The organism is Streptomyces sp. GS7, from assembly GCF_009834125.1.
Classification (GTDB): Bacteria; Actinomycetota; Actinomycetes; order Streptomycetales; family Streptomycetaceae; genus Streptomyces.
Window position 1 is genome coordinate 1,241,715 of the sequence record NZ_CP047146.1, and the last position, 15,395, is coordinate 1,257,109.

12 protein-coding genes and 1 tRNA gene are annotated in these 15,395 nt (G+C 74.7%); 4 read left to right on the forward strand and 9 right to left on the reverse strand.

Translation table 11 applies throughout. The annotated features are described in order from the left end of the window. Nucleotides 1-3: 3 nt before the first annotated feature. Together GR130_RS05275 and GR130_RS05280 are read right to left on the reverse strand one after the other, a co-directional pair. Nucleotides 4-1,422 (reverse strand): amidase, encoded by a 1,419-nt coding sequence (locus tag GR130_RS05275; protein WP_159503619.1) that lies wholly within the window; start codon nucleotides 1,420-1,422, stop codon nucleotides 4-6. Between the two features lie 85 nt (nucleotides 1,423-1,507). Further along, on the reverse strand, nucleotides 1,508-2,482 hold the full coding sequence (locus GR130_RS05280; RefSeq protein WP_159503620.1) for a D-2-hydroxyacid dehydrogenase: 975 nt from the start codon (nucleotides 2,480-2,482) through the stop codon (nucleotides 1,508-1,510). A 207-nt stretch (nucleotides 2,483-2,689) separates the two neighbouring features. On the opposite strand from GR130_RS05280, the gene GR130_RS05285 reads away from it, so the two are divergent. The 3 genes from GR130_RS05285 (at nucleotide 2,690) to GR130_RS05295 (ending at nucleotide 5,770) form a co-directional block, all read left to right on the forward strand. Next, the gene (locus GR130_RS05285; protein ID WP_159503621.1) at nucleotides 2,690-3,589 is read left to right on the forward strand and encodes a maleate cis-trans isomerase family protein; all 900 of its coding nucleotides are present in this window, start codon (nucleotides 2,690-2,692) and stop codon (nucleotides 3,587-3,589) included. Nucleotides 3,590-3,743: 154 nt separating this feature from the next. Beyond that, complete coding sequence (locus GR130_RS05290; protein ID WP_159503622.1) at nucleotides 3,744-4,469, forward strand: maleate cis-trans isomerase family protein; 726 nt, start codon at nucleotides 3,744-3,746, stop codon at nucleotides 4,467-4,469. Between the two features lie 155 nt (nucleotides 4,470-4,624). After that, nucleotides 4,625-5,770, forward strand: coding sequence for an LLM class flavin-dependent oxidoreductase (locus GR130_RS05295; RefSeq protein ID WP_159503623.1), 1,146 nt, complete (start codon nucleotides 4,625-4,627; stop codon nucleotides 5,768-5,770). Nucleotides 5,771-5,797: 27 nt separating this feature from the next. On the opposite strand, the gene GR130_RS05300 is transcribed toward GR130_RS05295, so the two are convergent. Further along, nucleotides 5,798-7,630 (reverse strand): putative bifunctional diguanylate cyclase/phosphodiesterase, encoded by a 1,833-nt coding sequence (locus tag GR130_RS05300; RefSeq protein WP_159503624.1) that lies wholly within the window; start codon nucleotides 7,628-7,630, stop codon nucleotides 5,798-5,800. A gap of 403 nt (nucleotides 7,631-8,033) precedes the next feature. Here GR130_RS05300 and GR130_RS05305 point away from each other — a divergent pair, with 403 nt between their 5' ends. Beyond that, nucleotides 8,034-9,236 (forward strand): M6 family metalloprotease domain-containing protein, encoded by a 1,203-nt coding sequence (locus GR130_RS05305; protein ID WP_159503625.1) that lies wholly within the window; start codon nucleotides 8,034-8,036, stop codon nucleotides 9,234-9,236. 58 nt (nucleotides 9,237-9,294) lie between these two features. Here the strand turns inward: GR130_RS05305 and GR130_RS05310 are convergent. The 6 genes from GR130_RS05310 to GR130_RS05335 form a co-directional block, all read right to left on the reverse strand. Continuing rightward, nucleotides 9,295-9,368, reverse strand: a tRNA-Lys gene (locus GR130_RS05310). A 56-nt stretch (nucleotides 9,369-9,424) separates the two neighbouring features. Further along, entirely contained in the window at nucleotides 9,425-10,165 is a 741-nt protein-coding gene (locus GR130_RS05315; RefSeq protein ID WP_443043577.1) for a bifunctional DNA primase/polymerase, read from the reverse strand. 178 nt (nucleotides 10,166-10,343) lie between these two features. Then, complete coding sequence (locus tag GR130_RS05320) at nucleotides 10,344-10,727, reverse strand: hypothetical protein (protein WP_236572809.1); 384 nt, start codon at nucleotides 10,725-10,727, stop codon at nucleotides 10,344-10,346. Nucleotides 10,728-11,085: 358 nt separating this feature from the next. Then, complete coding sequence (locus tag GR130_RS05325; protein WP_159503626.1) at nucleotides 11,086-12,453, reverse strand: AAA domain-containing protein; 1,368 nt, start codon at nucleotides 12,451-12,453, stop codon at nucleotides 11,086-11,088. A gap of 37 nt (nucleotides 12,454-12,490) precedes the next feature. Further along, nucleotides 12,491-14,053 carry a hypothetical protein gene (locus GR130_RS05330; protein ID WP_159503627.1) on the reverse strand — a complete coding sequence of 521 codons (1,563 nt, stop codon included), beginning with the start codon at nucleotides 14,051-14,053 and terminating at the stop codon, nucleotides 12,491-12,493. Then, nucleotides 14,044-15,309, reverse strand: coding sequence for a hypothetical protein (locus GR130_RS05335; RefSeq protein ID WP_443043578.1), 1,266 nt, complete (start codon nucleotides 15,307-15,309; stop codon nucleotides 14,044-14,046). The genes GR130_RS05330 and GR130_RS05335 overlap by 10 nt, the downstream gene beginning before the upstream one ends. Between the last annotated feature and the right edge of the window lie 86 nt (nucleotides 15,310-15,395).

Here is a 15,395-nt window from a genome sequence, read left to right on the forward strand (position 1 = left end):
GACCTACGCGGCCGGGGGCGCCGGGATCCCCGCGGCCCCGGCCCCGTACAGCGCGTGCGCGACGCGCAGCACCAGCGCGTCCGCGTGCCGCGCGCCGACCAGCTGCACCCCGATCGGCAGCCCGTCGCCGTCCACCCCGCAGGGCAGCGTCGCGGCGGGCTGCTGGGTGAGGTTGAAGGGATAGGTGAACGGCGTCCAGCCCGTCCAGCGGGTGTGTCCGGAACCGGACGGCACTTCCGCGCCCGCCTCGAAGGCGGTGATCGGCTCGGTCGGTGTCACCAGCAGGTCGTAGCGGCTGTGGAAGCCGCCCATCGCCCGGCCCAGCGCCATCCGCACATCGACCGCCGCCAGATACTCCAGCGCGCTGTAGCGGGCGCCCCGCTCGCAGATCTCCCGCAGCCCCGGGTCCAGCAGCGCCCGCTCCGCGTCCCCGAGCGGCTGCACCAGCCGGGCCGCGCCGCTGAACCACAGCGTGTGGAACGCCTCCACGGGATCCTCGACGCCCGGGTCGGCCTCCTCGACGTGCGCGCCGAGTTCGGCCAGCCGGTCCACGACCGCGCGGACCGCCGCGGCGACCTCCGGGGCCACCGGTACGTCCCAGCCCAGCGACGGGCTGTAGGCCACCCGCAGTCCGGCCACCGGGCCGGCCAGCGCCTCCCGGAACGAGCCGGCCACCGGCCCCAGCTGCGACCAGTCCCGCCAGTCGGGGCGGCAGATCACGTCCATCATCAGCGCCGCGTCCGCCGCGTCCCGGGTCATCGGACCGACGTGCGCCAGCGTCCCGAACGGGCTCGCCGGATAGTGCGGCACCCGCCCGTACGTCGCCTTGAGCGCGAAGATCCCGCAGAACGACGCCGGGATCCGCACCGAGCCGCCGCCGTCCGTGCCCAGGCTCAGCGGCCCCGCCCCCAGCGCCACCGCCGCCGCGCTGCCGCCGCTGGAGCCGCCCGCGGTGCGCCGCGGATCGTACGGATTGCCCGTCACCCCGTGCCGCGGACTGTCGGTGACACCCTTCCAGCCGAACTCCGGTGTGGTCGTCTTGCCGACGAACACCGCGCCCGACTCGCGCAGCCGGGCCACAGCCGGCGCGTCCTCGTCCCAGACCGCACCCTCGGCCCGCACCGTCCGCGAGCCGCGCAGCGTCGGCGTGCCGCGGGTCAGCAGCACGTCCTTGACGGTCACCGGCACCCCGTCCACCGGCCCGGCCGGCTCCCCGCGCAGCCAGCGCTTCGCCGACTCCCCGGCGGCGGCCAGCGCCTCGTCCGCGGTGATCCGGGTGAAGGAGTTGGTGGCGGCCTGGGCGGCGGCGGCGCGCTCCAGTACGGCCGTGGTGACCTCCACGGGGGAGAACTCGCCGGCGGCGTAGCCGGCCGTCAGACGGGTGGCGGTGAGATCGGCGAGGGGGGTCGGTCCGTTCGTCATGCGTCCTCCGAGCGTCGGCGGCCCCGGGCGGGGCGGCGGGCGGGGCGCGGGCCCGCGGCGGCCCGCGGCGTCACATCACCGGTGCTCACGTCACCGGTACGTACCCGAGCTGCTTGTCGACCACGTTGAGCAGCGGCTCGCCGGCCGCCCACCGGTCGAAGTTGTCCTGGAACTGGTCGGCGAGCGCGTCCCGCCAGCCCAGGGTGTCGCCGCTCATGTGCGGCGAGACGATCAGATGCGGCACGTCCCACAGCGGGCTGTCCGTGCCCAGCGGCTCGCGCTCGAAGACGTCCAGCGCCGCCGCCGCGATCCGCCAGCCGCGCAGCGCCGCCTCCAGCGCCGCCTCGTCGACCAGCGGCCCGCGCCCGACGTTGATGAACCGGGCGCGGCGCGGCATCCGCGCGAACGCCGCCGCGCCGAACAGGCCGCGGGTCTCCTCGGTCAGCGGCGCCGCGCAGATCACCCAATCCGCCTGCGGCAGCAGCCCGTTCAGCGCGCCGGCCGCATGCACCCGGCCGAACCGCGGATCCTCGGGCCGCTCCCGCCGGCCGACCAGATCCACCGTGACACCCAGTGCCAGCAGGGTGGCGCCGATGGCCCGGCCGATCGGCCCGGAGCCCACCACGACGGCGCGGGTGCCGGCCAGCCGCAGCGTCTCGCGGTGCTGCCAGCGCCGCTGCCGCTGCAGCTCCCAACTTCCGTAGAAGTCCTTGGCCATGGCGATCACCAGCCCGGCGACGTACTCGGCGATCGGCTGCTCGAAGACCCCGCGGGCGTTGGTGACGACGGTGTCGTCGGCGATCAGCGCCGGGCTCAGCAGCCGGTCCACGCCGGCGCTCGCGGTGTGCACCCAACGGGGGCGGGGGCCGCTCTCGGGCCACCGCTCGCGGATCGCGTCGGAGGTGAAGTCCCAGGCCAACAACACGTCGGCGGTGGGGAGTCGATCGGCCAGCGCCGTCTCGTCGGCGAAGACCACCCGGGCCCGGCCGGCGAGCCGGTCCAGCTTCGGGGGAGGGTCGGAGCCGAGGACGAGAACGGTGCAGTCGGTGCGTGCGGACATAGGCCAGAAACCGTTCTGAAACGTGTGCCCCGTATGCAGGAAGAGGGCGCCGACAGATGCCTGAGATGCGAGGATTGACCACGCTAGGAAGTCGTATCTACCGTGTCAACAACGGCTCTGTCCCGACGTCCCGGCTTGTCCGGCTGCACCACCTCATCCGGCCACTGGCCTGGCCATTCCAGCCCTTCGTGTCTTCTAGGGGCCTTCATGGACGTCTCTTTCCTGGGTGGCCCACAGCCTCAGCTCGGCGTGGGCGTCGTCGCACCCTTCGACTTCGCGCTCGACCGGGAGTTGTGGCGCTGGGTCCCCGACGACGTGTCCCTCCACCTCACCCGAACCCCCTTCGTGCCCGTCGAGGTCAGTCTCGACCTGGCCCGTCTGGTCAGCGAGCACGAGACGCTGCACGCCGCCGTCGAGGCGCTGTGCGCGGTATCGCCCCAGGTCATCGCCTATGCCTGCACGTCCGGCAGCTTCGTCGGCGGCGCGGCGGGCGAACGCGCGATGTGCGCGGCCATGTCGCAGGCGGGCGAGGTCCCCTCGCTCACCACCTCGGGCGCGATCATCGAGGCACTCCGCGAGATCGGCGCCCGGCGCGTCGCCGTCGTCACGCCCTACACGAAATCGGTCACCGACTCCCTGGAGGACTATCTCGGCGAGGCGGGCATCACGGTCACCGGCCGCGCCTACCTCGGACTCACCCGGCACATCTGGAAGGTCCCCTACCGCGACGTCGTCGACATGGCCCGCGCGGCCGTCGTCGGCGGCCCCGAGGCCCTGTTCATCAGCTGCACGAACCTGCCCACCTACGACGTCATCCCGCAGCTGGAAGCCGAGCTGCGGATGCCGGTCCTGTCCGCCAATCAGGTCACGATGTGGGCCGCGCTGCGCGCCATCGGCGTACCGGCCGTCGGCGCGTACCAGGCGCTGCTCGACCCGGTGGCGCGCAGTGGCCCGGCCAGCATGACATGTCCGTCTGACGGCGTACCGGAAGGCGGGCCACAGGCTACGCCCGAGTCCGCCTTCGCCGGCACCACTGCACCTCCTGAAGGGGAGGCGCTGGACGGCGGTGATCCGCCGCCCTTCCTGCCCGAGGAACCCGGGCCCTAGTTCATCCGCAAGGGAGAACCGCGTGACTCCGCTCCCCTCCTCAGGGAGGGGGGCTTCCAACCCTGAGGGTTGCGGTCCAGCCCGAACCGGCCCCTTGTGGGACGAGGAGACTCTACGGCGCTCCGAGAAGACCGGTCAACAGAAGGAGAACCGCATGGCATCGGTCGGCTTCCTCTACCCCGGCCACTCCGCCGAGGACGACTACCCCCGGCTCGAAGCGCTGCTCGGCGGCACCGTCCGCCTGCCGCTCGTGCACACCGACATCGGCGAGGACGCCCACCGCGTCGACGCCCTCCTGGAGATGGGCGCGGCCCCCCGGCTCGCCGCCGGCGTCGCCGCGCTCAGGGCCCGCGGCGCCGAAGCCGTCGTGTGGGCCTGCACCAGCGCCAGCTTCGTCTACGGCTGGGAGGGCGCCCAGCAGCAGGTGCGGGAGCTGTCGGCCGCCGCCGGGCTGCCCGCCTCCAGCACGTCCTTCGCCTTCGCCCACGCAGTCCGGGCGATCGGCGCCCGCCGGGTCGCGATCGCCGCCACCTATCCCGACGACGTCGCCGAGTACTTCCACGCGTTCCTGAAATCCGCCGGCGCGGAGGTCGTCGCGACCCGCGGCAGCGGCATCGTCACCGCCGCCGAGGTCGGCGCCTGGGGCCGCGACGACGTGCTGGCCCTGGCCCGCGCCGGCGACCACCCCGACGCGGACGCCGTCCTGCTGCCCGACACCGCCCTGCACACCGCCGCCCATCTGCCCGCCCTCGAAGCGGCGCTCGGCAAGCCGGTCCTCACCGCCAATCAGGTGACGGCCTGGGAGGGCCTGCGGCTGCTCGGCCGTACCCTCGCCTGCCCGGAACTGGGCACGCTCTTCTCCCGGGCCGCCCGCGACTGACCGCGACCGGCCCCGGCGGGCACACCGCCGGAACCGCCACCCCCATCCGGGAATAAACGGAGAACTACTCCGGTTGTCCTCCTCGCAGGCCCGCCGCGGCAGACCCGTGACGGGGCCCGTGACGGCAGATCAGCGACGTGAGGAGGACCCGTACCGTGAGCGGTGAAGACCAGCAGGCCCCGGGCAACGAAGGCGCGGCCGGCAGTGACGCCCCCCGGGGCGACGGGATCCGGGGTACCGCCCGGGGCACCGCGTCCGTCCCCCTGTCCGTGCTCGACCTGGTGACGGTCGGCGCCGGCAGCACCGCGGCCGCCGCGGTCCGTACCGCCGTCGACATCGCCCGCACCGCCGAGCGCCGCGGCTACCACCGCTACTGGGTCGCCGAGCACCACTCCATGCCCGGCGTCGCCTCCTCCTCGCCGGCGGTGCTGCTCGCCCACCTCGCCGCGCACACCGACCGCATCCGGCTCGGCTCCGGCGGCGTCATGCTGCCCAACCACGCCCCCCTGGTCATCGCCGAGCAGTTCGGGACCCTGGAGGCGATGGCCCCCGGCCGCGTCGACCTGGGCCTGGGCCGCGCCCCCGGCACCGACGGCGCCACCGCCGCCGCCCTCCGCCGCACCGGGCGGCTCCAGGAAGAAGCCGACCAATTCCCGCAGCAGCTCGCCGAGTTGACCCGCTTCCTCGACGACTCCTTCCCCGACGGCCACCCGTACGCCCGGATTCACGCCGTCCCCGGCCCCGTCCAGGCCACCTCGCCCGGCGGCGTGCAGTCCCCGCACCGCCCGCCCCTGTGGCTGCTCGGCTCGTCCGGCTTCAGCGCCCGGCTCGCCGGCACCCTCGGCCTGCCGTTCGCCTTCGCCCACCACTTCTCCGCGGCCAACACCGTTCCCGCCCTCGACCTCTACCGCGCGTCCTTCCGCCCCTCCGAGGTCCTCGCCGAGCCCTACGCCCTGATCGGCGTCTCCGCGCTGGCCGCCGAGGACGAGCGGGAGGCCCGCCGCCAGGTCCTCACCGGCGCACTGGCCATGCTCCGGCTGCGCACCGGCCGCCCCGGCCTGGTCCCCACCCCCGAGGAGGCCGCCGCCCACCGCTTCAGTGACATCGAGCGCGACTTCGTCGACACCTGGCTCGGCAACGTCGTCCACGGCACCCCCGACGCCGTCCGCCAGGGCCTCGACGACCTCGCCAAGCGCACCGGCGCCGACGAGTTGATGCTCACCGCCAACGCCCACACCGGCGCGGTCCGGCGCCGCTCGTACGACCTCATAGCCGACGCCTACGGACTCCCCCGGGACTGACGCCCGCCGCCGGCACGGGGCGCGCGGTCAGCCGCAGGCGCGCCCCGCGTCCAGCAGCGCCTCCACCCGGTCCGGCGCCACCGGCCGGGAGTAGAGCCACCCCTGGCCGGTGTCGCAGCCGATGCGGCGCAGCCGCTCGGCCTGCTCGGCGCTCTCGACGCACTCCGCGGTGACGGTGAGGCCGAGCCGGTGCGCCAGCGCGACCAGCGCCTCCACGATCATCTCGTCCGCCGGGTTCGGGTGCTCCTGCGACCGGAAGCCGTGGACGAACGACCCGTCCAGCTTCAGCACGGACACCGGCAGCCGGCTGAGATAGGCGAGGTTGGAGTAGCCGGTGCCGAAGTCGTCGATGGCGATCCGTACGCCCATGTCGCTGAGCGCCTGCAGCGCCTGCAGCGGCCGGCCGGCCGAGCCCATCACCGCCGACTCGGTCAGCTCCAGCTGGAGCAGCCGCGGCGGCAGCCCGGTCTCCGCCAGGATCCCGGCGACATCGGCCACCAGGTCGGAGTCCCACACCTGACGTACGGCCACATTCACGCTGACGAACAGCGGCTGGCCGCCAGGGTGCGCCAGCTGCCAGGCGCGCGCCTGATAGCAGGCCCGCTCCAGCACCCAGCGCCCCAGTTCGACGATCGCGCCGTTCTCCTCCGCCAGCGCGATGAACCGATTCGGCGACAGCACCCCGAACTGCGGGTGCCGCCAGCGCACCAGCGCCTCCACGCCCTGCGCCCGGCCGTCCCCCAGCCCGACCAGCGGCTGGTACTCCAGGGTGAACTCGCCGCGGTCCACGGCCGGCCGCAGCGTGCTGGACAGCGCCTGCCGGGTCATCCGGTGGGCGTTGCGCTCCGGGTCGAAGAGCGTCCAGCGGGCCTTGCCGTCCTCCTTGGCCCAGTACAGCGTGGTGTCCGCGGCCTGCATCAGCCCCGTCGCCGTGGTGCCGCTCGCGGTCCGCTCCACGACGCCGATGCTCGCCGACACCGACAGCCGCTGCCCGGCCAGGTCGAAGGGCCGCTGCAGCGCGTCCAGGACGCACTGCGCCAGCTCGGCCACCTGGTCGGTGCCGGTGGAGTCCTCGACCAGCAGCGCGAACTCGTCGCCGCCCAGCCGCGCGACCAGGTGCCCGCCGCGGCCCGGACCGCGGTCCGTGGCGCTCTCCGCACAGCGCGTCAGCCGCTGCGCCACGGCGCTCAGCAGCCGGTCGCCGACGCGGTGCCCGAGGGTGTCGTTGACGGCCTTGAAGCCGTCCAGGTCGAGGTAGCACAGCCCGATGCGGCCGGTGCCGGCCGGCTCGAAGGCGGCCGTCTCCAGGGCCGCGGCGAGCCGCTCGAAGAACAGCGCCCGGTTGGGCAGCCGGGTCACCGGATCGTGCATCTGCAAATGCCGCAGCCGGGCCAGCAGATCGTGCCGGTCGCTGATGTCCGATACCGACAGCAGCACCCGCTCCTCGCCGCCCTCCGGTCCGTCGGTCACCGGCTCGACGGTCACCTCCACCCAAACGGAGTTCCCGTCGGACTGTTTGAGGCGGCGGGTGCAGCGCAGCCGGTCGCTGCGGCCGCACAGCACCTCGCGGTAGGCGGTCCACACCCGGGGGTCGGCGCCGAGGTCGGTGAGGTCGGCGGCGGTGGCCGCGACCAGGTCGTTCGGGTCGGCGCCGACCAGTTCGCCGAAGGCCGGGTTGGCGGCCAGCACCAGCCCGTCGCGGTTGAGGACCGCCATCGGGTGCCGGGAGGCGTGGAAGGCGGCGCGGTAGTCGCCGAGCGAGGCGGCGGTGTCGTCGCAGCGCGCCGAACCGTCGCACGGCGCCGCCTGGGTGGTCCGGTCGGCGCCGGATTCTTTGGTCGTACCATCACGCTCGGTCACCGAGGGCAGCGTCGCTCCCGGCGTGCGGCCCGTACCGTCGGGGTGTCCGCTCACTGCTCGCTCCCGCATGGCGCTTGTCTCGTGACGGAGGGGGGACCTCGCGCTGGAAAGTGTGGCGATCATAGAGGCTGGCGCAACGGCCGATCCAGCGACGTAGCCGTGACCATCCGCACGCATGACGGAACTTCAGCCATTTCTGCCCGGCTCTGTTCGCACCGTTTGCCCCGTTGGTCGCTTGTGACTTTCCGTTACGGGACACGGGGGACTCGCCGGTCACTCATATGGGGTTCCAGAACAGGACGAATAGCATTAAATCGCCTCAGGGTAGGTGGGTGTCCCGAATCCGTCCCTGGAGGTCCATGTGCTGCGCCGCCAGACCCCCCGGGGGGTGGACAGCCGCCGAATGCGGCGCATCGCAGCCGTTCTCACCTCCCTGACGGCGCTGATCGCGACCTCCATCGTGGCCGGTCCGGCCACTGCTTCCGAGGCTTCCCTCTCCTGCGCCCTGGGACGCACCGACGCCCACCACTCCGAAGGCGTCGACGGCTGGAACGACGCCTACCCGCGCCCGAATCGCACCCTTGACGCGGTGATGATTTTTCTGTCGTTTCCGGACGCCCACCCCACCACCACCCCGCAGCAGCTCTCCGGGGACTACTTTCCCGCCACGTCCCGGTTCTTCGACCGCGCCTCCTACGGCACCTTTAAATTGCGCCCGCACATCCAGAACCACTGGGTCCGGATGCCGCACCCGTCCACCTCGTACGGGATACAGCGCGACTGGGACTCCGGCCGGCGCGCCGGCTACCTCCGCGACGCGGTCGCCGCCGCGCACCCCTCGGTCGACTTCAGCCGCTACGACCTGGTCTACCTCGTCGCCGACCCGAGCGCCCCCGGCGTCGACTCGGACGCCACCAAGGTCGTCAACCTCGACGAGCCGATGCAGGTCGACGGCGTCGAGCTGCGCCGCTTCGTCACCGTCTTCGAGCACAGCCCGCCCGACCGCAACGTCCTCGCCCACGAGACCGGCCACGTCTTCGACCTGCCCGACCTCTACCACCGCCCCCAGGACGGCAAGCGCGACTGGGACACCTATGTAGGGGACTGGGACCTCATGGGCAGCCAGTTCGGGCTGGCCCCCGAACCCTTCGCCTGGCACAAGTGGCGCCTCGGCTGGATCACCGACGGCCAGGTCGACTGCGTCGAGCCCGCCCACCCCACCATGCACGCGCTGCGCACCCTGTCCGCCCCCGAGGAACCCGGCGACCGCCGCCGCACCCGCCTCCTGGTCGTCCGCACCGGACGGGACAGCGCGCTCGCCATGGAGGCCCGCGGCGCCGTCGGCAACGACCGCAACATCTGCACCGAGGGCATCCTCGTCTACCGCGTGCGCAGCGGGACCGCGTCCGGGTCCGGCCCGGTCCAGGTGCTGGACGGCCACCCCGGCACCTCGGCCTGCTGGGGCACCTCCGTCTACCCGCCGCTCGCCGACGCCCCCCTGGGGGTGGGGGAGAGCATGAACGACACCCGGGACGGCGTACGCATCCAGGTGCAGGGGCGGACGGCCGGCGGGGACTGGGTGGTCAAGGTGAGCCACAGTTCCTGACCGGCGCGGAACGGACACGACGAAGGCCCCCACCGGAGTGGGGGCCTTCGCCTGTCGGTGCGCCGCCAGGGACTCGAACCCCGGACCCGCTGATTAAGAGTCAGCTGCTCTAACCAACTGAGCTAGCGGCGCCTGCTGACGGGGAAAACATTAGCATCCTGGCCGGGGAGGGCAAAAATCGATTCCCCTCAGCCCCGCGTGACCCCGGTATCCAAGGGCTGAGCAGCGCTTTCGCGGTGCGTGCGGGCGCCTTCCCGGTCGGCCGCGAGCGTGCTCCGCGCCGCCCCCACGCAGGCCCACAGCAGGATGTCCGGGCCGGGCAGCCAGGGGTCGCGCACATCGGGGGCGACCAGCCAGCGGGACGCGGCGGACGCGGCCGGGTCGTCCTCGGCGGCGGCGCCGGGCGTACGGGGGCGGGGGTGCAGCGGCGGGACCGTCACCGCGTCGCCGCCGCCGTGGCACAGCAGCGGCGGCACCGCCGCGGCCCACTCCTCCCAGGCCAGCAGCGCGGGCAGCCGCTGGGCGGTGCCCGGCGCCGCGAACAGCAGCAGCCGCCCGCGGTGCACGGCCACCGGCCCCGAGCCCGGTCCCGCCGACCACAGGCGGTCCGCCATGCGCCGCCCGAAGAGCACCGGCGCGTTGATCACGTCGAAGACGGCGCCGCACGGCAGCACGCTCGGCGCCGTGGGCCGCTCCGCCCACAGGGCGTGCATGCTGCCGGGATACGGGCTCGCCGAGGCGAGCCAGTCGGCGCCGGCGAGCGTGACGTACGCGGTGGCGGGGAAGGCCGGGGCCCGGGAAGTCCCGGGCAGCCGGGCGCGCAGGCCGGGTCCCCCCGGCCTTCGGCCCGGGGGACCCCCGTGCTCCGCTCGACCCCGCCTGTGCGAGGCACGCCCCTGATGGTCGACCGACTCGCTGTGCTCGCTCATGCGGACAGGTCTACCGATGCCGCGTGTAGCGGCAGGGCTGATTGGCGGAAACCGGGACAGGGCGGTACGGCAGGGAGTATCTTCCGCTCCCCGCATATGCCAGCGGCTCATGATCTTGGACCATGAGCCGTCGTGGGGTGGGTGGGGCCGGAGTGCCTCCTGGGGCCGGTTCCCGGGGTCAGTCCATGTCGCCCAGCACCGCGCTGCCGCTGCGCATCAGGCTGCGGCCGAACTCGACCATCTTCTGCGCGTAGTCCTCGGTCCACTCCGCCCGCTCGGCGAGCACCGACAGCGGCAGCCGGTCGAAGCGGCGGGGGTCGGTCAGCTGGGCGGCGGCGAGCGCCTGGAACTCCGTGGCGCGGTCGGCCGCCGCCCGGAACGCGAGCGTCAGCTCGGTCGCCCGGCCCAGCAGCGCGCCGGGATCCTCCATCGACTCCAGGCCGAAGAAGTGCTCGGGGTCGGCGGTGGCCTCGGGGGGCTCGAAGAGCAGCTGCGCGGGCTTCATGCGCCGGTAGCCGGACGCCGTACCGCGGGGATCGGGAGCCGGTCGCGGCTCGGACATGTACCTACCTCCAGGGTTGTCTGCCGCATTCCATTGTCCCGCCGTGCGCAAGTAGGCCCCCTGGTGAGTGATCCGCCCGCCCCGGGGCCGGTCGGCCGGGCGCCGGCGGGCGGGGCGGTGGGGGTGGTCACGGGCGCCGGGTGGCGTGGCCCACCGGACGGCAGCCGGACCGGCGGCCCGTGGCGCTCATGCCGGCCACGTCACCCGGTGTTCCGCGAGGTGGGCGAGGACGGTGTGGTCGGCCTCCCGGCCGTCCCGGCTGTGTCCGTGGGCCGTCTCCGGCGACGTGCCGGACTCCGTCCGGCGGAGTGGCGGCGATGAGTTCGGCGCTCGTCGGCCGGGTGCCGGGGCGCGGCGGTCAGGGACGCCAGACCACCCGGTGCTCGGACCAGTGATCCCATGTGGACATCATTGCCTCCCAGCCGTCCGGGAACTTGACCGTGACGCCCAGCTGGACCGGCTCCGTCGAGGGGTGCTCGTCCAGGAGGTCGGCGACGCCGGCGCGGGAGACGACGAGGCAGGCGTGGCGGTGGCGGGAGGCGAGCACGCAGAGCCGGCCGGTCTCCAGGTGGAAGGCGGTGGCGTCGGGGCGCCCGGAGAGCGGGTGCAGGACGACGGTGACGTCGAACTCGCGGCCCTGGAGGCGGTTGGCGGTGTCCACCGCGACACCGGCCACGCCCAGCTCGGCGAGGGCCGCGCGGACCGCCGCCGCCTGGTCCCGGTGCGCGGTCCCGACCGCGATCCGGGCGGCGGTGAGCGGTGCCGGATCGGCGGAGTTCTCGCTCGTGGCGGCGCCGCCGCGGTCCAGGAGGCGGCGGACGGCGAGCGCCACGGCCCGGACCGCCTCCGGGTCCGTACGGGGCGTGTGGCGCGCGGGGAGTTCGAGCAGTCCCCAGCCCGTCTCGGCCGCCTCGTCCAGGGCGCGGTCCACGGCCGACCCGTCGCCCGGCACGCCGAACGCCAGCCGCCGGTCGCCGTGGCCGGTGCCGCTGCGGAACGGCGTGTACGGGTAGAAGGCGCGGGAGACCAGGGGCGCGGCGGAGGCCGGCAGCCGCCAGGAGACCGGGAGGCGGTGCTGGGGCAGGTCGGGGTTGTGGGCGAGGAGGGTGGAGACGGCGCTGGCGGAGGGGTCGTAGGCGAGACCGGCCCACTGCTCGGCGCCCACGATGCTGAACGGGTCCAGCTGGCCCGGGTCGCCGACGAACAGTGCGCGGTCGAAGAGCCCGGCGACGCTCAGCAGCGCGTCGGAGCGCATCTGGTACGCCTCGTCGACGATGGCGTGCCGCCAGGGCTCGTCGACCTTGGTGTAGGCCCATTTCGCGGCGGTGGAGACGACGACGTCCATCCCGGCGAGGTCGGCGATCCGGGCGGAGGTGCGGACGGCGGGGAGTCCGGCGAGCGCGGGGTCGAAGGAGCCCGGCTCGCTGCTGTGCAGACGGCCCACAGGGAGGTCGGGGTCCTTGCCGGCCAGCCGGAGGACAAGGTCGTCCACCTGGGCGTTGGTCTGCGCGACGACCATCAACGGGCGCCCCGCGGCGGCCAGTTCACGGGCGGCGCGGACGACGAGGGTGGACTTCCCGGCGCCCGGCGGGGAGTCCACCACGACGCCGCGGTGGGTGCTGTGGAGGGTGTCGTGCAGGATCGCTTCGGTCGCCCGGCCGGCCGCGGCGCCGGGGTCGAAGGGCTGCCGGACGCCGCCCGGCCGGTCGTGGTGAAGGTCCGTCATACCGCGGCGCCTGCCGGGGAGTCGGCGGAACGGGGCATCACAGGAAGTCCTCCGCGGTGACGGTGTCGGGGGCGGGAATCGGGGTGGCACCTGTGGTGCCGGAGGTGCCGGGCGGCGGGCCGCCGTGGGTCCAGGGGGTGTCCTCCGGGTCCGGCAGGCCGGGGCCGCCGCGCGGGGCGTGCTCGAAGAGCGTCCAGCACACCGCGTCGCCCGGTTCCGGGACCGACCCGGGCTCGGGGGTCTTCCCACGGCCCATACCGCCGGTGAGCCGCACCACCAGGGTCCCTGGCCCTTCGGCCCCGTAGGCCACGAACTCGGCGGTCTGGCTGCGGCCGTCGGCGAGCCCGCGGTGGAGCTTGGCGTTCCCGTCCAGCTGGGGGCGGTCGGCGGTGCGCAGCGTCACCAGGGGGCGGGGCATCGGCCGCCTGCCCTCGGAGTAGGCCATCTCGACGGCGGTGACCGTGCCGTGCAGCGCCTCCCCGGCCAGCCGGCGGGCGGCCATGACCAGGGCGTCGTCCAGGGCCTCCTGGGCGTCCAGCTGGGCCTGCGCGCTCTCCCGGGCGGACAGCTTCTGGGCGGCGGTGACGGCGTCGTCCTGCCGGGGCTGCGGCGGCTCCCCGGCGCGGATCCGGTCGCGGTGCGCGGTGTACGACCAGCGGTCGCGCCTCCAGCGGTCGGCGACCCGGGCGCCCTCCGGGAGGCCGCGCAGCAGGTCGATGCCCTGCCACACGGCGTCCCAGGTGGGCCGCAGTTGGCTCTCGACGAGGGTGCGGACCTCTTCCGCGGCGCCGGGCAGTCCGGCGTCGTAGCGGGCCATCGCGGGGGCGAGCAGCCGGTTGTCGAACGCCGGGTCGGTGGCGGGCCCGGCCGGCGGGCACCGCAGCTGGCCGCCGCCGTCGCGCGCCGCCTCCGCGTGCTCGGCCGCGTCCTGGCCCCGTACGCCCGGCGGCGGGGCGATCCAGGCGAGCAGTGCGCCCAGGTGCTGGTCCTCCAGGACGCTCTGGCCGGTCGCCCAATGGCGGGTCAGCAGGCCCGTCATGGACAGCAGCAGACAGGCGCCCGGCACCCGCGCCCGCTCCCCGAAGTGGGTGAACCAGCGGCCCAGCAGCGGGACATGGGGCGGTGCGGGATACGGCGCCGCCGGCTCCTGCTCGGCCGTCCGCCGGAACCGCATCGAGCGGCCCAGGAGCCGCACGTACTCGATTCCGGCGGTGCTCGGCACGATCAACTGTGGCGCGTCCGCGCACAGTTCGACCTGCACCGGGACCTTCTTGCCGGTCTCCGGATCGGTCTCCTTGCGCTCCTCCGACTCGACGTCGTCGGCGAAGCCGTCCACGTACGGCAGCACCGACTCGGCCAGCTCGGCAAGGAAGGCGAACCGCAGATCGCGGTCGCGCGGCTGCGGGACGGTCAGCAGCAGCGGCTTCTCCCGGTCCGTGCCGACCAGCGCGCCCAGGGGGGCGCCGGCCTCACCGGCGGTGGTCAACGGGACGAACACCAGTGGGCGTTCGGAGAGATGGCGGTGCCGGACCGTGGTCAGCGGCTGGGCGCGGCCCGCGGCCACCGCCTCCATCCGGGCCAGCGTCTCGATCAACGACATCCCGGCTCCCCGTCTCGCGGGGCCGGTACGGCGCCGGACAGCGCCTCGGCGCGCAGCGCGGCGGCCCGGCGCAGGGCCGCCACGGCCGGATCGCCGGGGGCATCGGGGGCATCGGGACCGTCGGGGCCGTTCGCGGCGGCCAGCACCTCCTCGATGGTGCGCAGGCCGCCCAACTCGCCCCGTACGCCCCGGCCCAGGGCCGTCACCGACCCCTCCTGGCGGGACCGCCCGCGGCAGTGGAAGGCCAGTTCGCAGGCGGCCAGGCACTCCGGGGCGTAGGCCGCGTCCACCGCGTCGACGGCCGCGGCCAGCTCCTGGGGCGGGCGGGTCGGGGCGCCGTCGCCGTCCGTCCCGAGGTCGAAAGTGGTGCCCGGGGGGAGCGCGGCGGCGATCTCCTCGACGCGGGTCAGCCGGCCCAGCTGGCGGCGGGTGGTGGCCAGCTGCTTGCGGACGTCGACGACCGCGCCCGTGGGGAGGTTGGAGAAGTCCTTGGGGCAGACCAGCAGCACCCGGTCGCGGACGTGGGCGGGGCGGCCGGTGCGCGCCGCGACATGCCCGGCGACCGCCTCCAGGGCGAGGACGTAGACCGCCGCCTGCCGGGCCGCGGCGCCCACCTTGGCGGCGTCCGCGGCACCGTCGATCATCGGGAAGGACTTGATCTCCACGACCGTCCAGCCGCCGTCCGGATGCACCACCACCGCGTCCGGCTCCACATAGGCCGGCGACCCGGCCACCTCCAGGGCCAGCATCGGATGGTCCAGCAGCGCCCAGCCGCCGGCCGCGGTCGCCTCGCGCAGCGCCAGCGCCGTACGCGCCGCCCGGCCCTCGGGCCCGGCCGCGGACAGATCGGGCCGGGCGACCGCGTCGGCCTCCGGCGCCGGGCCGCCCGGCGCGAGCCGCTCGCACACCAGCCGCAGCAGCTCCGCGCCGCCGTCCGCCTTCACCCGCGCCTCGAAGGAGTTGCCGCGCACCAGGGCGAACTGCGACTGCCCGTACGCCGCGGGGGAGCCCAGCGCGCGGGCCAGCGCGGCCTTGTCGACGCCCGCGCCGTCCAGCAGCGCGCGGCGCCGGCAGCCGGGGTTGGCGGCGAGCGCGGCCAGCGCGCGGGCGTCCAGCGACCGGGGGCGCACCCCGGCTCCGCGCAGCGCGCTCAGACTCCGCCGCAGGCTCGGGGCCGGCGCGGGCACCACCGGAGCGGCGGGCGCCGCGCCTCCTGCTCCGGCCGCCGTGGGTCGACTCTCGCGGGAAACGTTCACCCGCCGAAGTCTGGCATCCGCCACCCCCGCCGCGGGCATCGATCCCCAAGCTCTCGACTCCGCTCGACCAGGGGAGGCGCCGATCA